Here is a 24,151-nt window from a genome sequence, read left to right on the forward strand (position 1 = left end):
TGGTTCGACGAGTGGGAGTAGGGGGTCGGTCGGTCCCGAATTGGGGCAGTTGGCCCCTTAAGCCCACCCAAGCAGTCAACTCCCCCGACGGCATGTCGGCAAGAGTTGGACCCCGTCCGGTCTCAGACGGGGTCCAACATGTGGGACACGGGCCGGGCGCCCGCGCGGCGTCAGCGCCGCTGCACCCCCGGCGGCATGCTCAGCTCGAACCAGACGACCTTTCCCATGCTCAGACGCGTCGCACCCCAGCGCCGCGCCATCCGGTTGACGAGGTAGAGGCCCCGCCCGCCCTCGTCCGACGGCCGGGCCTGGCGCAGCCGCGGCAGCTGCGGGACGTCGTCCCCGACCTCGCAGCGCAGTACGTCCGTTCGTAGCAACCGCAGCGTGATCGGCCGCTCCGCGTACCGCACCGCATTGGTCACCACCTCGCTGACCAGCAGCTCCAGCTGGTCGGTCAGCTCGTCCAGGCCCCAGCGCGCCAGCGCCCGCCGGGCCAGCCGGCGGGCCTGCCCGGCCGTCTGCGCCTTCGGGTCCAGATACCAGTACGCGACATCGCTCGGCGCGATCCCGTCGAACCGGGCCGCCAGCAGCGCGATGTCGTCATCGCGGTCGCCGGGGCCCAGCATGTCCAGCACCTCGTCGCACATCGGCTCCAGCGGCGGCGGGTTGGGGCCCGTCAGCCGGGCCGTCTCCGCCAGCCGCTCCCGCAGCTGCTCGATGCCGGTCCACACGTCCCGGATCCGCGACTCGACCAGACCGTCCGTATAGAGGACGAGCGTGGCGCCCGCCGGGGCGTCCAGCTCCACCGCCTCGAAGTCCACCCCGCCGACGCCGATCGGCGCACCCGACGGCACCCGCAGCACCTCTGCGCGCCCGCCGCGGTGCAGCATCACCGGCGGCGGATGGCCCGCGTTGGCGATGGTGATCCGGTGCGCGACCGGGTCGTAGACCGCGTACATGCAGGTCGCCATCCGGTCCGTGCCCAGCCGCTGGGCCTGCTCGTCGAGGTGGTGCAGCACCTCCTGCGGCGGCAGGTCCAGCCCGGCCAGGGTCTGGGCCGTGGTGCGCAGCTGGCCCATGATCGCGGCCGAGGTCATCGAGTGCCCCATGACGTCGCCGACGACCAGCGCCACCCGGCTGCCCGGCAGCGGGATCGCGTCGTACCAGTCACCGCCCACCCGGGCCGTCTCGGCGGCCGGCAGATAGCGGCTGGCCAGCCGGACCCCGGTCGGCTGCGGCAGCGAGTCCGGCAGCATCGTGCGCTGCAGCGCGTCGGCGATGTAGGCCTCCCGGCCGTAGAGCACCGCCTTGTCCACGCCCAGCGCGGTGTGCGTCGCCAGCTGCGCCGCCACCAGCAGATCGTCCGGCTCGAACGCCGGGCGGTCCGGGCGGCGCAGGAACACCGCCGCACCGATCACCCGGCGGCGGCCGCGCAGCGGCGCCAGGATCACCCGGTGCCCGCCGGGCAGCCGCGGATCCGGACCCAGCAGCTCCGGCAGCGCCGTCCGCGCGGCCTGGGCCTCGCCGAACAGCGGCCGTACGCCCCGCAGCACCTCGGCCAGCGGACCGCCGGGCTGCACCTCGGCCAGCTCCGCCGCGCTGCCGCCCATCGCCGGGCCCAGATCGGGCTGGGCCGGCAGCATCGGCAGCCGGCCGCCGTTGGTGTCCGGCTCCTCCGGGATCCGGTCGGTGCGGCGCAGCCGCAGCACCACCGGGCCGGTCGGGCGTTCGTCGCCGACCGGCAGCGGGTCCCGCAGATAGACGAGGATCGCGTCGGCGAACGTCGGGACCGTCGCCCGGCACAGGCCGAGCACGATCTCGTCGAGGTCTATGCCGCGGGCGATCCGCCGGGTCGCCGCCCCGATGAACCGCAGCCGGTCGCCGCCCGCCTGCCGGGCCGCCGCCACCTCACCGCTCTCGCCCGGATGCGCCGAGCGGGCCGGCGGCGGTCCCGCCGGTCCGGGCGCCTGTGCCCCGGTGGTCTCCCCGGCCGCCGCCCGCGACACCCCGGCGTGCGGGGCATCCGGGACCGCCGACCGCCCCTCGTGCGGCGGCGACTGCTCCGGCACCGTCCCGCCCGGCTCGCCGCCGCGCGGCCGCGACCGCCCGCCGCCCGGACCGCCGCCCTCCCGCGGCCGCCCGATGCGCTCGCCGCCGTGCCGCGGATGCGGCTCGTGCTGCGGCTCCTCGCCCGGCCCGGGCGCCTCGGCGCGGCCCGTCGCGCCCCGCGCCACCCGCTGCCCGGCACGGGTCGCCTCCCGGCCCCCGTCCGCCGCGCCGCCCGGCCGTCCGCTCGCCGACATGGGCACCTCCCCGTACGCGTCGCCATACGCCTCCCCGTACCGGATCGAGGCGTCCGGTGCGACGGCGTGGCCGTCGCGGTTGTGCTCGCCGGCACGCCCGCCGGTGTGGCCGGCGGCGCCGTCCGCGTCCGCCGACGGGTCCCGCCGTGCCGCGCCGTGGTCCGCGGCCGGTTCGTCATCGAAGCGGCCGCCCGGCGCGCCCGCCGAAGCCGTGACGGCGGCACCGGCGAGGCCTATGTCGTCACCGCCGCGCACCGCGAACCCGCTGCCGGGCACCGGGGCGAACCCCGGTGCGGCCGGCTGCTGCAGGGCGCTGCGCGGGTCCGGGACCGCGCCGAGCGGCGCCGCCTGGGCCTGCCCGCGGGCAGGGGACAGCGAGGGCGCGGCGGTCGGGGCCGACTGCCGCGATTCGTGGGAGGTGGGGTGCTCCGTCACGCGTGGGATTCCATCCGTCCGGGGCTGTGCGCCAAACGCGCCGCGGTGCCGGGCGTGCCGCTGGGGCGGCCTCGCCCGACGCGCTGCGTCTCAGGCACGTCGCAGGTGCAGAAAGAGCTGGATCTCGGGTGGTACGTCCGTACTCGCCGGGGCGTATGCGTAGGCGTCTTCCCCGACGACGTCGAAACCCGCGTCGTGCACGACCCGGCGCAGGTCGTCCCGCAGGTAACCCGATACCCGGATCGAGTTGCCCAGGAACGGAATCGTGAAGTCGTCCACATCCGCCTCGACCATCGACAGGGCCAGCAGCCCCTCGGGACGTAGCAGATCATGCAGCAGGCCCAGTGCGTAAGGGATTTCCGCACGGGGCAGCATCAGAAGCGAGAAATAAGCGACGATACCGTCGAAAGAGCCGGGGCCGCCGAGTCGGCCGCCGCGCAGATCGGCGATGTCCAGCCGGTGGAATTCGGCGCCCGGGACGTGCTCCCGGGCCAGGGTGACCATCGAGGGGGAGAGATCGATACCCACCACGCGGTGCCCGGCCGCCGAGAGCTGACGGGCGGTCGGGCACCGCGTGGTGGGTATCGATCTCTCCCCCTCGATGGTCACCCTGGCCCGGGACGTGCTCCCGGGCCAGGGTGACCATCGAGGGGGAGAGATCGATACCCACCACGCGGTGCCCGGCCGCCGAGAGCTGACGGGCGGTCGGCAGACCCGTACCGCACCCCAGGTCCAGGATGCGCGAGCCGGCCGGCAGCGCCTCGGACAGCCAGGCGCCCGAGGCGAGCTGGCCCTCCTTGTGCGGGAAGGCGTCGTCGTACCGGTCGCCGATCGCGTCGAACGCCTCGGCCTGGCCGGCCCGGTCCAGTGCTAACCGGTTCAGACCCTCGTATCCGTCGTAGCTAGTCGCGCTCACGACCTCGCCCCTCCTGCGACCGCGGTCAAGTTCGTTTTCCAGTTCTGGAGTTGCGCCTGTGCAGTCTTGCGGAGGACGATCCTACGTTTGAAGGCCGGGGGCGCAGCAAGGGGGCTCGGCCCCGCTCCGCGCCCCGCGAGGAAGAGCTTTGCCCATAGGCGCACCTTTCCACGGTTCGCCCTCTTACTCCCGTCGTTCCGCTTCACTCCCTTACGACCGCAAACGATCCGGCGCGCGGTCCCAGTCCTGCGGGAGCGCGGGAACCCGCCAGGACGGATCGGGCCGCCAGCCCTCCCAGCCGTCGGCGAACGGACCGCGCCAGGCCGTGATCTGTGCGATCGCGGCCCGGCCCGCCGACCTGACCTCGGCGGCCCGGGCGTCGGTCATCAGCCCGTCCCGCTGCGCCTGCGCGAACTCGTCCTCGTCCCGCCACTCCCAGTGCCGGTCCGGATAGACACAGATGTCGAGGAAGTGGTCCTCGGAGTCCACGCCGCCCGACCAACGGCGGCGCGGCTCCTCCAGATTGACGTACCAGTTCTTGAACTGCCAGCCGCGCTCCCAGAACAGCCACACCGACCAGGGGTCGCCGGGCCGGGCCAGCTTCAGCACTCCGGTGCCGAACCACTGGTCGCGGGTGGTCCGGCGCGGTTTGGTGTAGCGGGTGGACAGCGGCTCGCGGTGCACCGGAGTGCCGTCGGCGAGCACCGGCTTGACGCACGCGGTACCGGGCGCCATCCACACCGCCAGCAGGTCCTCGGTGTCCTGGACGACGGTCATGGGACGGCAGATGTGGAACCGCCCGGCATCGGCGTTGTCGCGATAACGCCACAGGATGTGGTCCCCGGGCGCCCAACGCTGCCCGCCCGGGGCTCCGTCAGCCGCCCGCCGCGCCCGGGGCGTCCCGCATCCGCCGGCCGTCCCGCCCTCCGTCGTGTCCACCGTGTCCGCTGTCATGCGCAGATCTTAGAGGCGCCGCATGACGCGCGCCGTGACATGAGCCGCACCATGCGTGACGGACGGGTAACGTCTGCCGCCAGGGTCTGTCGTGTGGAGCGGGCCCCGCGAGCCCGGCCCGATCCGAACGACAGGCCCTACGGCTGTGACGGGCGGGTCATCCGCAGCACGTCCAGCGCCTCGTCCAGCTGCTCCTCGCTCAGCAGCCCCCGCTCGACATACCCGCCCTCCAGGACGACCTGACGGATGGTCTTCCGCTCGGCCAGGGACCGCTTGGCGACCTTGGCGGCCTCCTCGTAGCCCAGGTACCTGTTGAGCGGGGTGACGACCGACGGCGACGACTCGGCGTACTCCCGGGCCCGTTCGGCGTTGGCCGTGATGCCGTCGACGGTCCGGTCCGCGAGCAGCCGCGCCACATTGGCCAGCAGTCGCACCGACTCCAGCACATTCTTCGCGATCACCGGCAGCATCACGTTCAGCTCGAAATTGCCGGCCGCCCCCGCTGCCGCCACCGTCGCGTCGTTCCCGGTGACTTGCGCCGCGACCATCAGCACCGCCTCCGGGATCACCGGGTTGACCTTCCCCGGCATGATCGACGAGCCCGGCTGCAGATCCGGCAGCGCGATCTCCGCCAGTCCGGTACGCGGCCCGGACGCCATCCACCGCAGGTCGTTCGCGATCTTCGTCAGCCCGACCCCGATCGTCCGCAGTTGCCCGCTGGTCTCCACGAGCCCGTCGCGCGCCCCCTGCGCCTCGAAGTGGTTGCGCGCCTCGGTCAGTGGCAGCCCGGTCACCCGCGCCACCTCGGCGATCACCGCCGCCGGGAAACCGGGCGGGGTGTTGATCCCGGTGCCCACCGCCGTACCGCCCAGCGGCAGTTCCGCCAGCCGCGGCAACGAGGCCCGCAGCCGCTCGACGCCGTACCGCACCTGGGCGGCATAGCCGCCGAACTCCTGCCCCAGCGTCACCGGCGTGGCGTCCATCAGATGCGTCCGCCCCGACTTCACGACCTCGGCGAACTCCTCCGCCTTGCGCTCCAGCGCCTCCGCCAGATGCTCCAGCGCCGGGATCAGATCGTTGAGGACGGCAGACGTCGCCGCGACGTGGATCGAGGACGGGAAGACGTCGTTGGACGACTGGCTCGCGTTGACGTGGTCGTTCGGGTGCACCTCCCGGCCCAGCCGCTCGCTCGCCAGCGTCGCGATGACCTCGTTGGCGTTCATGTTCGACGACGTCCCGGACCCGGTCTGGAACACATCGACGGGGAAGTGGTCGTCCCACTGCCCCTCGGCGACGGCCGCCGCCGCCTCCTGGACCGCGGCCGCGATGTCCTTGTCCAATACGCCCAGCTCGCCGTTGACCAGGGCGGCCGCGCCCTTGATCCGGGCCAGCGCCTCGATGTGCGCCCGCTCCAGCCGCTGTCCGGACAGGGGGAAGTTCTCCACCGCCCGCTGCGTCTGCGCCCGCCACTTGGCGTGCGCGGGCACCCGCACCTCGCCCATCGAGTCGTGCTCGGTCCTGAAGCCGCCGGCGCTGCCGGATGCGCTGTTGTCACTCATACCTATGTCAGTGCCCGGGAACCGCGATCTGTTCCCGGGCACCGCCGGATGTCACCTGCCTGCGGGGCAGCCGCCCTTCAGGCCCGCTATGAAGGCGGCCCAGGCGCGCTCGGGGATGAGCAGGGCGGGCCCGTGCGGATTCTTGCTGTCACGGACGGGGACGAGGCCGGGGATGTGATCGGCGACCTCGACGCATTCCCCTCCGGCGTTGTTGCTGTAGCTGCTCCTGCGCCATGCAATTGTGCTCAGGTCCGGGGCGGTTCGCATGGTGTCCAGTCCTCCGTCGCTGCTCGGATCATCGCCTCGGAGTCACGAGGTGAGAGGGCCATGGCCTTGAGCAGATCGTAGGACTCCTCCAGCTCCACCACCTCGTCCCGGTCCTCGACGATCGTTCCGGACCGGCTGCCTTCCAGATAGGCCAGGAGCGGCTCGTCGGGCAGCGTGTAGAGGGTCAGCGAACCGCCCATCTCGGCATGCTCGCCGGCGTCGTACGGCAGGACCTGGATGGTGACGTGCGGCGATGTCCCGCGCTCGATCAGGGACACCATTTGATGGCGCATCACGTCCGGGCTGCCGACCCGGCGACGCAGCACCGCCTCGTCCAGGATGAACCAGCACCTGGGTGGTTTCGGCAGTGCCAGGCGCGTCTGCCGGTCGATCCGGGCCGTCGCCATCGCCTCGATTTCCGCGTCCGGGGCGTACGGATGGCCGCAGCGCAGTGACCGCAGTGCAAGCTCCGGCGTCTGAAGCAGGCCAGGGACGGTGGCACTCGCATACTGCCGGATGACGGTTGCCCGGCTCGCGATCTCGATCACTCGGCGGAACCTGCGGGGGAACGGCTCCTTCCGTGCGAGTTCGTACAGGCTCGTGAAGAGCCCGTCGGTACCGAAGCAGGTGTCCAGCCTCGCCGGCAGGTCGTCGTACGGCAGAGACTCCGCCCGTTCGATCCGTGCCAGGTGGGACTTGCTGTAGTTCAGCTCCTCGGCGAGGCGTCTCAGCGACAGACCGGCCTTCTCGCGGTGGTGCCGGAGCCTCGCGCCGAACAGGTCGCGCGCCGAGCGGTCCGGTGAGAGGTCATGCGGCTCAAACGCCATTGGTCCGTTCCTCCTCTGTCCCGTAGTCGGGCGTGGGACAGCAACCCTCTGTTGATCGTAGTCAGCTCAGAGCAACCATGAGGGCACAGAAGGTAATTACCCCGGCGGCCGCCACAACGGCCCCGGGGCATGGCCAACGCTTGATCCACAAGGAGCGTCAACATGGTGGAGCTTATTGCCCGTTGCCTCGCCTGGGTGGGGGCTTTACTCATTCCACGGGCGTCGGGGCGGCACCGGGCGCTCGCCCCCTCGGCGCACCACTGCCCGGTGGTCGTCCGTACGGTCCTCGTGCGGCCCTGGAACCCGCCGCCGCTGCCGGGGCGCGTACGCCGCCACAGGCCCGCCGAACCAAGGGTGGACGGCGACGCCACGCCCCTCGTGCGCCCCTACTACGCCGCGTACGAGCGACGCCCGCAGCCCGCGGAGGTGGTCTGGTGAGTGCCGCATCCACGCCGCCGGGCCGGCCGCCCCGGAAGTCGCTGATGACGATGCGGGTCTACAGCACGACCCGTGAGGGCGTGGTGACGGAGGAACAGGCATCGGTCCATGTCGTGGCCGGTGACCGATTCGACCCGTACGGGCTCAGCCAGGCATGGCCGCCCTGCGCCTGTCCTCGTCATCGGTGAAGCCATGGCGAACCTGTGGTCGCCACCGGCAGCAGAGCCCCCGACGGAACGTCAGGGGCTCTGTGGGGTCCTGCGGGTGCGTCAGCTTCCCGAGCGCACCGGGATGCTGGTGAACGTCGGCGCCGGGGCCGGGTCCTGGAAGAAGTCGTTGCCCTTGTCGTCGACGACGATGAAGGCCGGGAAGTCCTCGACCTCGATCTTCCAGACGGCTTCCATGCCGAGCTCCTCGTACTCCAGGACCTCGACCTTCTTGATGCAGTCCTGGGCGAGGCGGGCGGCCGGGCCGCCGATGGAGCCGAGGTAGAAGCCGCCGTGGGCGTGGCAGGCGTCGGTGACCTGCTGGGAGCGGTTGCCCTTGGCCAGCATCACCTTGGAGCCGCCGGCGGCCTGGAACTGCTCGACGTAGGCGTCCATCCGGCCGGCCGTGGTCGGGCCGAAGGAGCCGGAGGCGTAGCCCTCGGGGGTCTTGGCCGGGCCGGCGTAGTAGACGGGGTGGTTCTTGAGGTACTCCGGCATCTCCTCGCCGGCGTCCAGGCGTTCCTTGATCTTCGCGTGGGCGATGTCGCGGGCGACGACCAGGGTGCCGGTGAGGGACAGGCGGGTCTTGACCGGGTGCTTGGTCAGCTCGGCGAGGACGTCGTCCATCGGGCGGTTGAGGTCGACGGCGACCGCGTCGAGGTCGGGGCCCGCGCCCTCGGTCAGCTCCTCGTCCGTCGTCTCCGGGAGGAAGCGGGCCGGGTCGGTCTCCAGCTGCTCCAGGAAGACGCCCTCGGCGGTGATCTTCGCGACGGCCTGGCGGTCCGCGGAGCAGGACACCGCGATGGCGACCGGGCAGGACGCGCCGTGGCGGGGCAGGCGGACGACGCGGACGTCGTGGCAGAAGTACTTGCCGCCGAACTGCGCACCGATGCCGATCTTCTGCGTCAGCTCGAAGACCTTGTCCTCCAGCTCCTTGTCGCGGAAGCCGTGGCCGGTGGGGGAGCCCTCGGCGGGCAGCTCGTCGAGGTAGTGCGCGGAGGCGTACTTGGCGGTCTTGAGCGCGTACTCGGCGCTGGTGCCGCCGACGACGATGGCGAGGTGGTACGGCGGGCAGGCCGCGGTGCCGAGCGAGCGGATCTTCTGCTCCAGGAACGTCATCATGGAGGCCTCGTTGAGGACCGCCTTGGTCTCCTGGAAGAGGAAGGACTTGTTGGCGCTGCCGCCGCCCTTGGCCATGAAGAGGAACTTGTAGGCGCCGCCGTCGGTCGCGTACAGCTCGATCTGCGCCGGGAGGTTGGAGCCGGTGTTCTTCTCGTCCCACATCGTCAGCGGGGCCATCTGCGAGTACCGCAGGTTCAACTGCGTGTAGGCGTCGTAGATCCCGCGGGAGAGGGCCGCCTCGTCGCCGCCCCCGGTCAGCACGTTCTGGCCGCGCTTGCCCATGACGATCGCGGTGCCGGTGTCCTGGCACATGGGCAGGACACCTGCCGCGGCGATGTTGGCGTTCTTGAGCAGGTCGAGCGCGACGAAGCGGTCGTTGGCGCTGGCCTCGGGGTCGTCCAGGATCTTGCGGAGCTGGGCGAGGTGGGCCGGGCGCAGATAGTGCGAAATGTCGTGCATCGCCTCGGCGGCCAGCTTGCGCAGCGCCTCCGGCTCGACCTTGAGGAACGTCCGGCCGTCGGCCTCGAAGGTGCTGACGCCCTCCGAGGTGACGAGGCGGTACGGGGTGGTGTCCTCACCTACGGGGAGAAGGTCGGTGTAGGCGAATTCCGGCATCGAAGGTCATTCCTTACTCGGAGAGGTCCGGCTGGCGTCTACGGCAGCGCCTGAACAGCGTAGAACCCTGGCGGCCCGGCACGGCTGTGAGGTAAGGCTCAGTCGGTACGCACACCGCTCCGGCAGATGCCTGGTCGCGATCTATCGCGTTTCGGTACGCTGGGGTGGTGGATGCAGACAACGGGGGACGACCGGGCCCTGACACCCCGCCCGGACCGCTTCAGAAGCAGGACCCGCGGCAGGACGGGCAGCCGGTGAAACCGGCCGAACCGGCACCCGCCGCGGTGGCCGAGGGCGACATCCGTGCGTCCGACGCGGACCGCGACCGGGTCGCCGAGATCCTCCGCGAGGCCCTCGCGGAGGGCCGGCTGGACCCGGAGGAGCACGCCGAGCGGATCGACACGGTCTACCGCGCCAAGACCATGGGCGAACTGGAGCCCGTCCTGCGGGATCTGCCCGCGGCGCGCGGCGGCCGTCCGCAGCCGGGCCCCGGCGGCGATGCCTACGGGGCCGGCGCCCCGGTCCCGGACCAGAATCTCGTCGCGATCTTCAGCGCCTCGGTCCGCAAGGGCCGCTGGCAGGTTCCCGCGCGGATCAACGCCTTCGCGCTCTTCGGCGCCATCGAGATCGATCTGACCGAGGCGGTCTTCCCGCAGCAGCAGGTCCGGATCAATGCCACGTCGATCTTCGGCAGCGTGGAGATCCGGGTGCCGGAGAACATCACGCTGCGCAGCAACGGCTCCGGCGTGCTGGGCAGCTTCGAGGTCGAGGCCAACGACGCGGAGGACGCCGACGCCCCGCAGGTCCTGGTCAACGGCTGTGCCGTACTGGGCAGCGTGGAGGCCCGGCTCAAGCGGGGCGCCTGGATACGCGATCTGCGCGACCGGCTGCGCGAGGGGCGCCGCGAGCTGCGGCACCAGCTGCGCGACGAGCACCGCGAGCGGCACGAGCAACTGCGCCAGGAGCGCCGGGACATGCACGAGCAGCTGCGCTCCGAACGCCGCGAACGCCGGGACCGTTTCCGCAAGTGACCGTCTGGCCCGGGGCGGAGTCCGTTCTCCGGGCCATGGGTCGACGGGCCGCGCGGGGAAGGCCGTCAGCGGCGGTTTTCTTGTTGTCGCACGATCGCCACGGTGTGCATAAGCGTGCGCACAGCGGGTAGGGCTGGTGCATCGTCTCTCGTGCGGCTGCGGGGTGCGAAAAAAGGCCGTGCGCAGCGAGACGGGCAAGGGTGATTCTCTCGCCGAAGCCGTCGTCAGGAGTGGACCGTGCTGCTACCGCATCAGACCCTGCAGGATGCCGCTGTCGTACCGCCCCCGCAAGTGCCTGATCGTGACGAAGCCGGTCCCTGGCATTCGGAGGCGGTGTGCCGCCGGGATGAGGCCGGGCTGTTCTTCGCGCCGTCGAAGGAGCCGACCGCCGCGCGGCTGGCCAGGGAGGAGGCCGCAAAGCGGGTGTGCGCCCGGTGTCCGGTGATGGTCGAGTGCCGGGAGCATGCGCTGCTCCAGCCCGAGCCGTACGGCGTCTGGGGCGGGCTGACCGCGGCCGAGCGCCGGGTCGTGCTGACCCGGCGGCGGCGCCGGGAGTCCGAACTCCAGCGTGCGGCCCATTTGCCCGCGGCAGGCTGACCACCGCGACATCGGCTTCGGCTCGTCAGACACCACAGGGCGTATGGGCCACTTCGCCCCCGCCGGAGACTCTCCGGCGGGGGCGAAGTGTGTGGTCGCCGGCGGGCAGGGGCTGCCGGGGCGCCGTCAGCTGGGGCGCTCGAAGTCCACCGAGCTGTACGCACGCAGCTTGGACAGCCGGTGCTGGGAGTCGATCTGCCGGATCGTGCCGGACTTGGAACGCATCACCAGGGACTGGGTGTAGGCGTTCTCGGCGCGGTAGCGCACGCCGCGCAGCAACTCGCCGTCGGTGATGCCGGTGGCGACGAAGAAGACGTTGTCGCCCTGGACCAGGTCCTCGATCTGGAGCACCTTGTCCAGGTCGTGCCCGGCCGCCAGCGCGCGCTCGCGCTCCTCGTCGTCCTTGGGCCACAACTTGCCCTGGAAGGAGCCGCCCAGACACTTCAGCGCACAGGCCGCGATGATCCCCTCGGGCGTACCGCCGATGCCCAGCAGCAGGTCGACGCCGGTGCCCTCGCGGGCCGCCATGATCGCGCCGGCGACGTCGCCGTCGGCGATGAACTTGATCCGGGCCCCGGCCTCTCGGACCTCCTTGACCAGGCCCTCGTGGCGGGGCCGGTCGAGGATGACCACGGTGACGTCCTCGACCGCGGACTTCTTCGCCTTGGCGATCCGCTTGATGTTCACCGCCACCGGCGCCGTGATGTCGACGAAGTCGGCGGCCTCCGGGCCCGTGGCGAGCTTGTCCATGTAGAAGACCGCGGACGGGTCGAACATCGAGCCGCGCTCGGCCACCGCCAGCACGGACACGGCGTTCGCCATGCCCTTGGCGGTCAGCGTCGTCCCGTCCACCGGGTCGACGGCCACGTCGCACTCCGGCCCGGTCCCGTCTCCCACCCGCTCGCCGTTGTAGAGCATCGGGGCGTTGTCCTTCTCGCCCTCCCCGATGACCACGACGCCGTTCATCGACACGGTGTGGATCAGGGCGCGCATGGCCTTCACCGCCGCGCCGTCCGCGCCGTTCTTGTCACCTCGCCCCACCCAGCGGCCCGATGCCATGGCACCGGCCTCGGTGACCCGGACGAGTTCCAGGGCGAGGTTGCGGTCCGGGGCCTCGGGGCTGACCTCAAGTTGGGACGGGAGATGATGCTCGGTCATCGAGCGACCTTTCTGTACGGCGACGGCCGTGAAGGACGAGGGTGGCTGTGCGGCGGTGCGGAGGTTTCCCCAGAGGCACTGTGGGGTCTCCCCAGAGGCTCACAGTATCTTCCGGCCGCCAAAATGAGCAGTGGGCCCTTCGCATGAGCGGCCCCCGGGCAGCCGGGATCCGGGGCGAATACGCAGGTGGGGGGCTTTGCCGGGGGGTGTGTCGGAGCCGCCGCGGGGATGGGGGACGATAGGGGCGTGGCAGGTATGCGAGGCAGGCAGACGGTGCGGGACATGGTCCTGTCACTGGCGGTGATCGGCATTCTCGTCGGGGTGATCTACGTCTTCATCCCGCACGACGAGAGCGCCGACGCGGAGAAGGCCGCGGTCAAGACGGTCGACTACCGCGTGGAGCTGATCACGGCCCGGCGGGCGGCGCCGTACCCGGTCGCCGCACCCCAGGGGCTGCCCAAGACCTGGCGCGCCACCTCCGTTTCCTACCGGGCGAGCGAGGACGGCAAGGGCGGCGCCTGGCATCTGGGCATGCTCGACCCGGAGCAGCAGTACGCGGCCATAGAGCAGAGCGACGCGGCGCCGCGCCAGTTCATCAAGGACGTCACGCTCGGCGCGACCAAGGTCGAGGGCAAGCAGGCCGTCGGCAGCAAGAAGTGGGACCGCTACGAGGGGGACAAGTACCGGGCGCTGGTCCGCCAGGAGCCCGGGGTGACCACGGTCGTCACGGGCACCGCGCCGTACGGGCGGCTCGCCGATCTGGCCGCCGCGCTGGTCGCGAAGAAGACCTGAGCGCCGGGCTGCGGAACGCTTGAGCGCCGCCGTTCCGCGAAGGGCTTGAACGGCGCCGGTCTGCGAAAGGCTTGAGTCGCCGACCTGCGCACGACGTGGGCGCTCGCCTGCGAAAGGCTTGAAAAGGGGCCAGACGGGCGGGAAACCGCGGGTGGGTCCGAGTGGACGAGGAGGCCGCCGCACCCGGAAGGGATGCGGCGGCCTCCTCGTTGCGCAGGGCCCTGCGGGGCCGCGGCGGGGCTCAGACGGCGGTGACGGCCTCGTCGAAGGTGAGCCGCGGCGAGCGCGGGAAGAAGGCGTCGGTGCCCGGCTTGCCGATGTTGATCACGAGGAACGACTTCTGCTTGCCGTCGCCGAAGAACTCCTTGTCGATGCCGGTGAAGTCGAAGCCGGTCATCGGGCCGGCGGCCAGGCCGGCGGCGCGGACGCCCACGATGAAGTAGCCGGCCTGGAGGGTGGCGTTCTGGGTGCCGGCGGTCTCGCGGGTCGCGGCCGCGGAGAAGAACGCGTCCTTGATGCCCGGGGCGTGCGGGAAGAGCTGCGGCAGCTTCTCGTGGAATTCCAGGTCCACGGAGAGGATCGCGGTCAGCGGCGCGCTGAGGGTCTTCGGGCCGTTGGCGCCCATGGCGTGCGCGACCAGGCGCTGACGGGCCTCCTGCGAACGGACCAGGGTTATCCGCAGCGGCGACTGGTTGAAGGCGGTCGGGCCGAACTTCACCAGGTCATAGATGGCCTGGATCTGCTCGTCCGTCACGGGCTCGTCCGTGAACGTGTTGGCGGTCTGGGCCTCCCGGAAGAGAAGGTCCTGCGCGGTGGCGTCAAGGGCGAGAGACATCAAGAGCACCTCGTGGTCAGCTGGGGGCAAGGATCAGCGGCACACAGCGGACCGTGTGGTTGCTGTGGCCACTGGAGGGTTCTACCGGAAATTACTGTAATCCAGATAGGTTAAGTTTCAACTAAATCTGGGTGGTTGTGACCTGGTTCACATGTGTTCACGTGCGTTCTCGTGAGTTCTCACGACTTCACATGGGTTCACGTGGGTTCCCATGGGGGGATGCTGGTCGGTTTGCCGGTCATGCGGCGGTGCGGGACGTGCGGGCCAGTGGCCCCGGCCGGAACCCGGCTAGGCGCGTTCCGTCCCCGCCTCGTCCGACGACTCCGCCAGTGCCGCGTCCAGACGGGCCCGGGCGCCGTCCAGCCAGCGGCGGCAGACCTTCGCCAGCGCCTCGCCGCGCTCCCACAGCGCGAGCGACTCCTCCAGCGTCGTGCCGCCCGCCTCCAGGCTGCGGACGACCTCGATCAGTTCGTCCCGCGCCTGCTCGTAGCCGAGCGTGGAGTCCAGCGGCTCCACTCCGCTGTCCGTGCCGGTCTCCGCTCCGGCCGCCGCGCCCTGCTCCGCGTCCGCCGCGCCGTCCGTCTTCGCCTTCGCCATGTGTCCCACCCTAAGAGTCCGTATGAGTCCGCAAGAGCGCGGAAGAGTGCGTCTTCGCCCTATGCGGGCGGTGCGACGGCGCCGGGGGTGCCGTCCACCCGCACCCGGAATTCGCCCTCGGCCACCCTGGCCCGCAGTTCCTCGTCCGCGCCGACCTCGGCGGGGCTGCGCACCGCCGCCCCGTCCGGCTTCTGGAGGACCGCATAGCCGCGTTCCAGCGTCGCCTTCGGGGAGAGCGCGACCACCCGCGCGAGGGTGTGCGTCAGCTCCGAGTCAGCGCGGTCCAGCAGATGCCCCAGGGTCCGCCGGCCGCGCGCCAGCAGCGCCGTGACCTGCTCCTCGCGGTCCTCGACCATCCGCTGCGGCCGCTGTATGCACGGCCGCTGCAGCGCGGCGGCCAGCCCCCGCTCCTCCCGCTGGACGAAGCCGTCGATCGCGCGCCGGGCCCGCTCCCGCAGCTGCCCGATCCGGGCCAGCTCCTCGCCGACGTCCGGCACGACCTTCTTCGCCGCGTCCGTCGGTGTCGAGGCGCGCAGATCGGCGACCAGATCGAGCAGTGGGGTGTCCGGCTCATGGCCGATCGCCGAGACGACCGGGGTCACGGCCGCGCCCACCGCGCGGATGAGCTGCTCGTCGGAGAACGGCAGCAGATCCTCCACGCTGCCGCCGCCGCGCGCCACGATGATCACGTCCACCTCGGGCAGCGCGTCCAGCTCCTGGACCGCGCCGATCACCTGGGGGACCGCATGGACCCCCTGCACCGGCACGTTGCGCACCGCGAAGCGGACGGCCGGCCAGCGGTGCCGGGCGTTCTCCAGGACGTCCCGCTCCGCGGCGCTCGCCCGGCCGCAGACCAGCCCGATCAGCTGCGGAAGGAACGGCAGCGGCTTCTTGCGGTCCGCCGCGAACAGCCCCTCCGCCGCCAGCGACTTCTTCAACTGCTCCAGCCGGGCGAGGAGTTCACCGACCCCGACCGGTTTGATCTCGGCGGCCCGCAGGGAGAGCTGGCCGCGCGGGGCGTACCACTCCGGCTTGGCGTGCACCACCACCCGGGCGCCCTCGCTCACCACGTCGGCGACCTTGTCGAAGACCTGGCGGTAGCACGTCACGCTCACCGAGATGTCGTACGAGGGGTCGCGCAGCGTCAGGAAGACCACGCCCGCGCCGGGCCGCCGCGAGAGCTGGGTGATCTGCCCCTCGACCCACACCGCGCCGAGCCGGTCGATCCAACCGCCGATGAGCCGGGACACCTCGCCGACCGGGATCGGCGTTTCCGGGGACGTAGAAACAGCCATACGAGGGAGACTAGCGGCGGCCACTGACAGTGGCGGCGGCCGCGCGGGGCGTGGCCGGGCGCCGGACCGGATGCCGGGGGTCGGCCGGCGGCTCCGGGCTCAGGTCCGGTCCCGTGCGGCCCCTCGCCTCCGGCCCGGCGCCCGCCCGCTCAGCCGTGGCCGGCCTCGCCTCCCCGCCGCTCAGCCCCGCTCACCCCCGCCTGCCCGCGGCGCTGCACCGCCAGCACCACCAGCCCCACCACCAGCCAGCACCCGCCCACGACCTGCGCGGTCGCGGACGCCTTGGCGAGCACCGCCACCACCACCGCCAGGCCCAGCGACGGCACCACCACGTGCCGCAGCACGCCCGGCACCCCGGCCCGTTCGCGGGCCCGGAACCGGAACCAGCCGATCACCGACGCGTGCAGCAGCCCGAACGCGGTCAGCGCCCCCACGCTCACGATCGACGACAGCTCGGCCAGCCCGTCGTCCCGGCGTGCCGCCCCCACCGCCGCCACCAGCGTCACCAGGGCCGCACCCAGCAGCGCCCGGCGCGGCACCCCGCTGCCCACGGCCACCTTCGCCATCGCCCCCGGCATCCGCCGGTCCCGGGCCATCGCGAACAGCAGCCGTCCGGCCGCCGCCTGCCCTGCCAGCGCCGCGAACGCCGCACCGATCGCCTTGCTCGCCGCCACCAGGTTGTGCAGAGCGGTGCCCAGCGCCGCGTCGACCGTCGCGTAGAACGCATTGCCCTGCTCCGCCGGCCGGGCCGCCAGCTCCGCCGCGCTCATCGGCATCAGCAGCGCCGCCAGATACGTCTGCACCGCGAACAGCACCCCGGCCACCACCAGGCAGGTGAGCACCGCCCGCGCCACCCGCTGTGGCCCGCCGGGCCCCCGGCCGCCCTCCTTGCCCGCCGACGGGCCCGCCGCCTCCTCCGCGAACGAGGCGATCGCGTCGAAGCCCAGATACGACAGCACCGCCACCGACGCCGCGGACAGCACCGCACCGGGCGCGAAGCCGCCCGCGCCGGTCAGCGGCTCGGCCCAGCCCCGCCGCGCCCCGTGCGCCAGCAACTCGACGAGGGCCGACACCACGAACACCCCGAGCACCACGATCTCCATCGCCAGCACCGCGAAGCCGACCCGGGCCGCGATCCGTACGCCCCACAGATTCAGCAGCGTCGTCACGACCACCGCCAGCGCCGTCCACACCCACGGGTGCACGGACGGCGCCAGCGCATGCAGCGCGATCCCGGAGAACAGGTACGCCACCGCCGGGACCAGCAGATAGTCGAGCAGCGCCAGCCATCCGGCGAGGAACCCGGCGCTCTCGCTCAGCCCCGCCCGGGCGTATGCGTAGACCGACCCGGCCCGCGGGACGACCCGCACCATCTGGGCGTAGGAGTACGCGGTGCACGCCATCGCGGCGGTCGCGACGGCGTACACGGCGGTGACCGCGCCGTGCGAGACGGCCTGCAGCGTGCCGAAGATCCCGACCGGCGCCATCGGCGCGATGAACAGCAGCCCGTAGACGATCAGATCCCGGAACGTCAGCGTCCGCCGCAGCGTCCCCGGCGCGCCGCCGCACCCGCCCGGTCCCCGCGCGGCACGGCCCGCGGCCTCGCCCGCCCCGTCACCGTCCGTGCCCGGCATCGCGCCTCCTAGGGTCCGCCCTCAGTCTGCGGCCACGGCGCGATCTTCCGGGGCGGTGGCACGCCCTTACGATGGGACGCATGACTTCCTCGCCCAGCCCGACGCCCGCCGCCACCCCGGGCGAAGACGCAGCGCGCCGCAGCGACGGCCGCAAGGTCCTGCTCGCCGCCCCCCGTGGCTACTGTGCGGGCGTGGACCGCGCCGTGATCGCCGTGGAGAAGGCCCTGGAGCAGTACGGCGCGCCCGTTTACGTACGCCACGAGATCGTGCACAACAAGTACGTCGTCAAGACCCTCGAAAAGAAGGGTGCGATCTTCGTCGACGAGACCGAAGAGGTGCCCGAGGGCAACATCGTCATCTTCTCCGCGCACGGCGTGGCGCCCGTCGTCCACGACGAGGCCAAGCGCGGCAAGCTCGCCACCATCGACGCCACCTGCCCGCTCGTCACCAAGGTCCACAAGGAAGCCGTCCGCTACGCCAAGGAGGACTACGACATCCTCCTGATCGGCCACGAAGGCCACGAAGAGGTCATCGGCACGAGCGGTGAGGCCCCCGAGCACATCACCCTGGTCGACGGCCCCGAGGACGTCGCCAACGTCGAGGTCCGCGACCCGGACCGGGTCGTCTGGCTCTCCCAGACCACCCTCTCGGTCGACGAGACCATGGAGACCGTGGACGCCCTCAAGGGCCGCTACCCCAACCTCCTCTCGCCGCCCAGCGACGACATCTGCTACGCCACCCAGAACCGTCAGACCGCGGTGAAGCAGATGGGCGCCGAGGCCGATCTCGTCATCGTCGTCGGCTCCAAGAACTCCTCGAACTCCGTGCGCCTCGTCGAGGTGGCACTGGGCGCGGGCGCCCGCGCCGCCCATCTGGTCGACTACGCCGAGGAGATCGACGAGGCCTGGCTGGAGGGCGTCGGCACGGTCGGCGTCACCTCCGGTGCCTCCGTCCCCGAGATCCTCGTCCACGGCGTCCTGGACTGGCTCGCCCAGCGCGGCTACGAGGACGTCGAGACCATCACGGCCGCCGAGGAGTCCATCGCCTTCTCGCTGCCCAAGGAGCTGCGCCGCGACCTGCGCGCCGAGGCGAAGGCCGCCACCGAGGGCTGACCCCGGCCGCCCTCGACCTGCTTCCGGGACCGGGCGTCTGCCCATCCCGGGGGCGCGCGGCCCCGCCGACGCCTAGCCTTTTCCCATGAGGGTCTTCGGTGTGGACATCGGCGGATCGGGCATCAAAGGTGCCCCGGTGGATCTGGAGCGCGGCGACCTCGCGGACGAGCGCTACAAGGTACTGACCCCGCATCCGGCCACCCCGGATGCGGTCGCGGACGGCGTCAAACAGGTCGTGGACCACTTCGGGTGGTCCGGGCCGGTCGGCGCGACCTTCCCCGGCGTGGTCACCGAGGGGACGACCCGTACCGCGGCAAATGTCGACAAGGCCTGGATCGGCACCGCCGCCGGCGCGCTGCTCACCAGCAGACTCGGCGGCGAGGCCGGCGGCAGCCCGGTCACCCTGCTCAACGACGCGGACGCCGCCGGCCTGGCCGAGATGCGCTACGGCGCGGGCCGCGGCCGGGCCGGCACCGTCATCGTGCTCACCCTCGGCACCGGCATCGGCAGCGCCCTCTTCACCGACGGCCGCCTCGTCCCCAACACCGAGCTCGGCCATCTGGAGCTGCACGGCCACGACGCCGAGAAGCGCGCCTCCACCAAGGTCAAGGAGGACGAGGGGCTGAGCTGGCAGCACTGGGCCCACCGGGTCCAGAAGTACCTCGCCCATGTGGAGATGCTCTTCTCGCCCGAGCTGTTCGTGATCGGCGGCGGGGTGAGCCGCAAGGCGGAGAAGTTCCTGCCGCTGATCGAGGGCATCAGAGCCGAGATCGTGCCGGCTCAGCTTCAGAACAATGCGGGGATTGTGGGGGCCGCGATGGCTGCGCACGCCGTTCGGGCTGGCGAGCCACCTGCCGCGGACGGTTCCCGGGCCGCGGCCGCCCCCGGTCCGCAGACCGCGTCGTCGGCCGGCCCGGCTGCCCGGGCGGTGCGCTCCGCGGTCGATTCGCCGGTCGGCTGGCCCGACGACGGGCGATGATCAGCACCCGGCGGACCAGCGCGAGCAGCGCGCAGATCAGCGTGCCCGCATAGAGCCAGCCCGCGCTCAGCGCGAGGACGGTGAACAGGCCCATCAGCAGGCCGTCGAACCCCTCCCCGCCGCGCTGGATCGGCAGCGCGCCGAGCGTGAACGCGATCGGCAGCGTCACCGGCGCACAGACCAGGTCGTACGGCCTGACCCACACCGCCGCGGCGACGGCCACCAGCAGGTAGCACACGCCGTACGCGCTCGGGGCGCCGCCCAGCAGTAACTGGTCCAGGAAGGCGAACACCAGCAGCGCCAGCGTCGCCAGGAGCCAGCAGCCGAGGCCGGTGAGCCGGGCCGCCGGCACCCGGCGCGGCCGGCCCGGCGGCGGGGCGGGCAGCCGCTGCGGCCGCGCCCGGTAGACGGTCGAGGATTCGGCCGGCAGCGGGGCGGGGGCCGCGGCGAAGGCCGCCCGGGTGGGTGCCCGCGCGGCCCCGGCCGGTGCGGGACCGCGCGCCGCGGCATGGACGGCCGCCGGTGCGGAGGCGGGCACGGACGTGAACCCGGAGGCCCGCATCGCGGAGAGAAAGGCGTCGTCGGGGTCGGGTGCCACGGCCTCCGCGGGGCGCGGGAGCCGGGCGTCGGGGCCCGCGGGCGGGTAGGCGGACCGCGGCGGACTGTCCTGGTGCGTGCGCGCTTCGTGTTGCTCCACCCGGCCACGGTAGGCCGCTAAGTGGGATTAACCGGTTACGGGACACGCGCTTTGGCCGAGCTTGCGCCGAGTTCGCTCCCCGCGGGGGCGGAGCGGGGCGCGTGGCCGGTCCCGGTGGCGGCGGCGCGCCGTCCCCCGCCCCGTAGACTGGTGGATCGGCCGTCCAGGGTTCCCGTCCCGGAGCGGCTGCCCACCCCACCACCTCCCCTTCGGAAGTCGAGTCGCCACCGTGTCGCTCACGATCGGAATCGTCGGTCTGCCGAATGTCGGCAAGTCGACCATGTTCAACGCCCTGACCAAGAACGACGTGCTGGCGGCCAACTACCCGTTCGCCACCATCGAGCCGAACGTCGGTGTCGTCGGCGTGCCCGACCCGCGCCTGGCCGCGCTGGCCGAGATCTTCTCCTCCCAGAAGATCCTCCCGGCCACCGTCGACTTCGTCGATATCGCGGGCATCGTCCGCGGCGCCTCCGAGGGCGAGGGCCTGGGCAACAAGTTCCTCGCGAACATCCGCGAGTCCGACGCGATCTGCCAGGTCATCCGCGCCTTCAAGGACGAGAACGTGGTCCACGTCGACGGCAAGGTCTCGCCCAAGGACGACATCGAGACGATCAATACCGAGCTGATCCTCGCCGACCTCCAGACGATCGAGAAGGTGCTGCCGCGCCTCCAGAAGGAGTCGCGCATCAAGAAGGACGTGGTGGCGAAGGTCAAGGCGGTCGAGGCGGCCAAGGAGATCCTGGAGAAGGGCGACACCCTCTTCTCCGCGGGCATCGTCCAGGGCTCCGGCAAGGAGGAGCTCCTCCACGACCTCCACCTCCTCACCACCAAGCCCTTCCTCTACGTCTTCAACGTCGACGAGGACGAGCTGACCGACGAGGACTTCAAGAACGAGCAGCGCGCCCTGGTCGCCCCCGCCGAGGCGATCTTCCTCAACGCCAAGCTGGAGGCCGACCTCGCCGAGCTCGACGAGGACGAGGCCCTGGAGCTCCTGCAGTCCGTCGGCCAGGACGAGCCCGGCCTCGCCACCCTCGCGCACGTCGGGTTCAACACCCTCGGCCTGCAGACCTACCTGACGGCCGGCCCCAAGGAAACCCGCGCCTGGACCATCAAGAAGGGCGCCACCGCCCCCGAGGCCGCCGGTGTCATCCACACCGACTTCCAGAAGGGCTTCATCAAGGCCGAGGTCATCTCCTTCGCCGACCTCGTGGACACCGGCTCGGTCACCGAGGCCCGCGCGGCCGGCAAGGCCCGCATGGAGGGCAAGGAGTACGTGATGCAGGACGGGGATGTGGTGGAGTTCCGGTTCAACGTGTGACGTTTTCGAACGGGAGTCCTCCGGTCTGCGTTCGCGCAGGTCGGAGGGCTTCTTCTGTTCGGAAGTGGTGGAGGCCGCCCGGTGAGGGAGGCGGCCGACGGTCTCCGGGACCGTTGCCGGAGGAGATGGCGGGTGACCGGCTTCGTAGTAAGCCCGGGTGCCTGACGGGCCCTTGACGCCGTGCGCGACCGTTGCGGTCCCAGTTGGCGGTGGACCGAATCACTTGGTCAACTTCAGTAGTGCTCTTGCTCGGCGGAGTCCCGGCTCCAAACCGACACGGGAAACTCCCCGACGATATCGGCCATCACCTCTGCGAGCCCGATGATTCGCTGGTACGGCTTGTGCTCCTTGATCCACCCGATCATGTGGTCCCCGTGCAGCCGCCAGCCCATCTTCGCGTCCGCCGTCATCCGAACCACCCGTTCCGTGAGGATCAGTCCAGCGAAGTCGGGATCGACCGAGCATGCGACCATGCGGGGTTTGCGGCCGGGGAGCAGATGGACGGCGATGCCGGCGCGGGGTGGCAGAGGTTCCGTGCCAAGCCAGCGCACCAGGCTGGCGACGGAGACCTCGGTAGCGGGCAGCGCGCCCGGGAGGGGCAGCACCGCCACCGAATACCTGCTGACATCGGAGGGGTGCCGTCCGCCTTCATGCACGGCGGCGAGGTGGAAGAACGTCGTCTCGTATCCGCGTACCCGCCCTTCGAGTACGTGCTTGACGTGATTGCCGCGCTTACCGAAGGGGTGGGCAGGGGGGCCGAATGCCTTCACCCACTCACGGGACTCCCGTTTCCGGTAACGCCATTCGGGATCCTGGCGGTATGAGCGGACGCTCTTCCAGACCCGCCACATTCTTGGCTGTCTCCTCAGCTCTTGTACGCGCCGTCCGGGTCGGTCAGCGCGGATCGGGGCTTGTCGAACGGGCTGTCCGGATGGTCGGCTGTCTGGTCGGTCTCATTGGCGTTGAAGTCTCCGTACACCACGCCATTGGTGGCGGCCTCCCGTCCGGGACCGAAGCTCGGACCGGTCTCGGGGGCGCGGTGCCGCCCCCCTCCGCCGAGGCCGCCGCGCTCGTACCAGGAGTCACCGGCGTGCACCGCCCCTCCACCCACCGCGCCGCCGAGGCCGCTGGTGATCAGATCGGGGACGATGCTGTCGCTGGTCTTGCCACCCGCATGGTTGTCGGCGATGTCCACCCCGTCGGCAGCCATCTGGCCGGCGCCGCTGGTGACTGCGCCCGTGGCTGTCCTTCCCCAGAAGCCTTTGCCTCCGACGACATCGCCGAGCGCACCGGGCAGCTTCGTGCCCAGCGCCCGGCCGCCCGCCCCCAATACGCTGCCTACGCCACCGGCCACTGCCGCGTCCTGGAAGTCCTGACCCACGGTGACCTCCTGGCCGGTGAATACCTGGCCCAGCACGTTTCCGGTGAAGTTGCCTGCGGTGTTCGTCGCGAATTCCACACCGAATTTCAGGAGCTTGCTGGACTGCATGAGCTCCCGAAGGGTTTCCAGGGCCGATTCGACCTGCTTGAGGACCCGGCCGAGCCGTGCGACGACGACGCCCGCCTCGGCAACTTCGGCTGCCGCGCTACCGGCGGCCACCAGATCGGAGAATCCCGCTGTGACGACGGTCAGTCCAATGCCTACTGCCGCGGTGACCGCGAGTTCCTCAAGGACGTGCTCAACCTGCTTGTTGGTGTCCTCGATATGGTCGGCCGCCTGCTCCAGCTCCTTCGCTACTTCATGGAAGCGGGGCAGCGCATGATCGATCTGCTCCTTCGTATGCTGCCAGTGCGCGCGGAACCCGGTGGCCGCCTGCCCGTCCCAGTCGGTCGTGTCCAGGTCCGCCACCTGCTGGTTCAGATCGGTGCCCACCGTGCGCAGGTCCTGGGCCATATCTCGCCACGCCGCGGCGCACTTACGCAGAACCTCGGGGTTTCCGCCGGGCTTGAGGATGTTGAAGCTCTTCTCGATGTGCTGCTGGTCTTCGGCCACGGTCGCTACGCCCCCTCGAACGCGGCCGCATGCTGCGCATCGATGTGCTCATAGCTGGCCGCTGAGTGGTCGAGTCCCTTGGCATATCCGGCCAGTTGCTGGCGTAATTGCTGGAGGCTGGTCACCGTGGCCTGCGTCATCTCCACGTATTTCTCCAGCGTTTCGGTGGATTCGCTGAGAACTCCGAATGCGTCGTCCACATTCTCCGCCTTGTCGGCGAAGTGCTTGATCTGTGCGTCGAGCCGGGCGCCGGTGTGGGTGAAGTCCTTGGACAGTGCCCGGAGTTTTTCTGGATGAACGGTGAAGTGTTCGTGCGCCATGAGGCTCCCCCTGATGAACGTGATCTTCGCCGAACACGCTAACGGGCGACAGGTCGGGCCAGTGCCGCGCATGCATTAAGGCCGTGACAAGGCTGGGAAATTTTTAGAATGAGAGAGGCCATTGAAAGGCAAAAACACCTGGTCCCGATGC

The 24,151-nt window shown here is 71.3% G+C and carries 22 protein-coding genes and 3 pseudogenes; 8 read left to right on the forward strand and 17 right to left on the reverse strand.

Annotation, left to right across the window (positions count from 1 at the left end; translation table 11 throughout):
* Positions 1-170: 170 nt before the first annotated feature.
* From EST54_RS01790 to EST54_RS01820, 7 genes and pseudogenes are all read right to left on the reverse strand, one after another.
* On the reverse strand, positions 171-2,303 hold the full coding sequence (locus EST54_RS01790; protein ID WP_239013079.1) for a SpoIIE family protein phosphatase: 2,133 nt from the start codon (positions 2,301-2,303) through the stop codon (positions 171-173).
* A 525-nt stretch (positions 2,304-2,828) separates the two neighbouring features.
* Positions 2,829-3,209 (reverse strand): annotated as a pseudogene (locus EST54_RS01795) (SAM-dependent methyltransferase); the annotation flags it as partial.
* A 157-nt stretch (positions 3,210-3,366) separates the two neighbouring features.
* Positions 3,367-3,654 (reverse strand): annotated as a pseudogene (locus EST54_RS01800) (class I SAM-dependent methyltransferase); the annotation flags it as partial.
* Between the two features lie 210 nt (positions 3,655-3,864).
* Complete coding sequence (gene fomD, locus EST54_RS01805) at positions 3,865-4,608, reverse strand: cytidylyl-2-hydroxypropylphosphonate hydrolase (protein ID WP_174857374.1); 744 nt, start codon at positions 4,606-4,608, stop codon at positions 3,865-3,867.
* Positions 4,609-4,745: 137 nt separating this feature from the next.
* Positions 4,746-6,167 (reverse strand): class II fumarate hydratase, encoded by a 1,422-nt coding sequence (locus tag EST54_RS01810; protein WP_129244252.1) that lies wholly within the window; start codon positions 6,165-6,167, stop codon positions 4,746-4,748.
* Positions 6,168-6,218: 51 nt separating this feature from the next.
* Positions 6,219-6,434, reverse strand: coding sequence for a DUF397 domain-containing protein (locus tag EST54_RS01815; RefSeq protein ID WP_129244254.1), 216 nt, complete (start codon positions 6,432-6,434; stop codon positions 6,219-6,221).
* Positions 6,413-7,261 (reverse strand): helix-turn-helix domain-containing protein, encoded by an 849-nt coding sequence (locus EST54_RS01820; RefSeq protein ID WP_129244256.1) that lies wholly within the window; start codon positions 7,259-7,261, stop codon positions 6,413-6,415. Before EST54_RS01820 ends, EST54_RS01815 begins: the two co-directional genes overlap by 22 nt.
* A gap of 195 nt (positions 7,262-7,456) precedes the next feature.
* On the opposite strand from EST54_RS01820, the gene EST54_RS01825 reads away from it, so the two are divergent.
* Positions 7,457-7,699: a hypothetical protein gene (locus EST54_RS01825; RefSeq protein ID WP_129244258.1), complete on the forward strand. Its 243-nt coding sequence runs from the start codon at positions 7,457-7,459 to the stop codon at positions 7,697-7,699.
* Positions 7,696-7,887 (forward strand): hypothetical protein, encoded by a 192-nt coding sequence (locus EST54_RS34390; protein ID WP_129244260.1) that lies wholly within the window; start codon positions 7,696-7,698, stop codon positions 7,885-7,887. Before EST54_RS01825 ends, EST54_RS34390 begins: the two co-directional genes overlap by 4 nt.
* Before the next feature lie 81 nt (positions 7,888-7,968).
* On the opposite strand, the gene EST54_RS01835 is transcribed toward EST54_RS34390, so the two are convergent.
* Positions 7,969-9,642 carry a fumarate hydratase gene (locus EST54_RS01835; protein WP_129244262.1) on the reverse strand — a complete coding sequence of 558 codons (1,674 nt, stop codon included), beginning with the start codon at positions 9,640-9,642 and terminating at the stop codon, positions 7,969-7,971.
* A gap of 167 nt (positions 9,643-9,809) precedes the next feature.
* On the opposite strand from EST54_RS01835, the gene EST54_RS01840 reads away from it, so the two are divergent.
* On the forward strand, positions 9,810-10,673 hold the full coding sequence (locus tag EST54_RS01840) for a DUF1707 SHOCT-like domain-containing protein (protein WP_307825438.1): 864 nt from the start codon (positions 9,810-9,812) through the stop codon (positions 10,671-10,673).
* 237 nt (positions 10,674-10,910) lie between these two features.
* Entirely contained in the window at positions 10,911-11,270 is a 360-nt protein-coding gene (locus tag EST54_RS01845) for a WhiB family transcriptional regulator (protein WP_040898418.1), read from the forward strand.
* A gap of 126 nt (positions 11,271-11,396) precedes the next feature.
* On the opposite strand, the gene glpX is transcribed toward EST54_RS01845, so the two are convergent.
* Positions 11,397-12,428, reverse strand: coding sequence for a class II fructose-bisphosphatase (gene glpX, locus EST54_RS01850; RefSeq protein ID WP_129244264.1), 1,032 nt, complete (start codon positions 12,426-12,428; stop codon positions 11,397-11,399).
* Positions 12,429-12,683: 255 nt separating this feature from the next.
* On the opposite strand from glpX, the gene EST54_RS01855 reads away from it, so the two are divergent.
* Positions 12,684-13,220 carry a DUF4245 domain-containing protein gene (locus EST54_RS01855; protein WP_129244372.1) on the forward strand — a complete coding sequence of 179 codons (537 nt, stop codon included), beginning with the start codon at positions 12,684-12,686 and terminating at the stop codon, positions 13,218-13,220.
* Positions 13,221-13,461: 241 nt separating this feature from the next.
* Here EST54_RS01855 and EST54_RS01860 read toward each other — a convergent pair whose 3' ends face one another.
* The 4 genes from EST54_RS01860 to EST54_RS01875 all read right to left on the reverse strand — a co-directional run bounded on the left by EST54_RS01860 (position 13,462) and on the right by EST54_RS01875 (position 17,581).
* Entirely contained in the window at positions 13,462-14,055 is a 594-nt protein-coding gene (locus tag EST54_RS01860) for a malonic semialdehyde reductase (protein ID WP_129244266.1), read from the reverse strand.
* Positions 14,056-14,343: 288 nt separating this feature from the next.
* Positions 14,344-14,652 (reverse strand): exodeoxyribonuclease VII small subunit, encoded by a 309-nt coding sequence (locus EST54_RS01865; RefSeq protein ID WP_239012746.1) that lies wholly within the window; start codon positions 14,650-14,652, stop codon positions 14,344-14,346.
* Positions 14,653-14,711: 59 nt separating this feature from the next.
* Positions 14,712-15,947, reverse strand: a complete 1,236-nt coding sequence (xseA, locus tag EST54_RS01870) for an exodeoxyribonuclease VII large subunit (protein WP_174857375.1) — start codon at positions 15,945-15,947, stop codon at positions 14,712-14,714.
* A gap of 149 nt (positions 15,948-16,096) precedes the next feature.
* Positions 16,097-17,581, reverse strand: coding sequence for an APC family permease (locus EST54_RS01875; RefSeq protein ID WP_129244270.1), 1,485 nt, complete (start codon positions 17,579-17,581; stop codon positions 16,097-16,099).
* Positions 17,582-17,661: 80 nt separating this feature from the next.
* Here EST54_RS01875 and EST54_RS01880 point away from each other — a divergent pair, with 80 nt between their 5' ends.
* Positions 17,662-18,693 (forward strand): 4-hydroxy-3-methylbut-2-enyl diphosphate reductase, encoded by a 1,032-nt coding sequence (locus tag EST54_RS01880; RefSeq protein WP_129244272.1) that lies wholly within the window; start codon positions 17,662-17,664, stop codon positions 18,691-18,693.
* An 85-nt stretch (positions 18,694-18,778) separates the two neighbouring features.
* Positions 18,779-19,672, forward strand: a complete 894-nt coding sequence (ppgK, locus tag EST54_RS01885; RefSeq protein WP_129244274.1) for a polyphosphate--glucose phosphotransferase — start codon at positions 18,779-18,781, stop codon at positions 19,670-19,672.
* A gap of 61 nt (positions 19,673-19,733) precedes the next feature.
* Here ppgK and EST54_RS36000 read toward each other — a convergent pair.
* Positions 19,734-20,234, reverse strand: a pseudogene (locus tag EST54_RS36000) (DUF6542 domain-containing protein); the annotation flags it as partial.
* Between the two features lie 364 nt (positions 20,235-20,598).
* Here EST54_RS36000 and ychF point away from each other — a divergent pair.
* Positions 20,599-21,687 (forward strand): redox-regulated ATPase YchF, encoded by a 1,089-nt coding sequence (gene ychF, locus EST54_RS01890; protein ID WP_129244276.1) that lies wholly within the window; start codon positions 20,599-20,601, stop codon positions 21,685-21,687.
* A 233-nt stretch (positions 21,688-21,920) separates the two neighbouring features.
* On the opposite strand, the gene EST54_RS01895 is transcribed toward ychF, so the two are convergent.
* From EST54_RS01895 to EST54_RS01905, 3 genes are read right to left on the reverse strand one after another with little or no spacing between them, the layout of a single operon-like run.
* The gene (locus EST54_RS01895) at positions 21,921-22,538 is read right to left on the reverse strand and encodes a hypothetical protein (protein WP_129244278.1); all 618 of its coding nucleotides are present in this window, start codon (positions 22,536-22,538) and stop codon (positions 21,921-21,923) included.
* Positions 22,539-22,552: 14 nt separating this feature from the next.
* Complete coding sequence (locus EST54_RS01900; RefSeq protein WP_129244280.1) at positions 22,553-23,680, reverse strand: WXG100 family type VII secretion target; 1,128 nt, start codon at positions 23,678-23,680, stop codon at positions 22,553-22,555.
* Between the two features lie 5 nt (positions 23,681-23,685).
* Positions 23,686-24,000: a type VII secretion target gene (locus EST54_RS01905; protein WP_129244282.1), complete on the reverse strand. Its 315-nt coding sequence runs from the start codon at positions 23,998-24,000 to the stop codon at positions 23,686-23,688.
* Positions 24,001-24,151: the final 151 nt, after the last annotated feature.

It is taken from the genome of Streptomyces sioyaensis (assembly GCF_004122735.1).
GTDB lineage: Bacteria > Actinomycetota > Actinomycetes > Streptomycetales > Streptomycetaceae > Streptomyces > Streptomyces sioyaensis.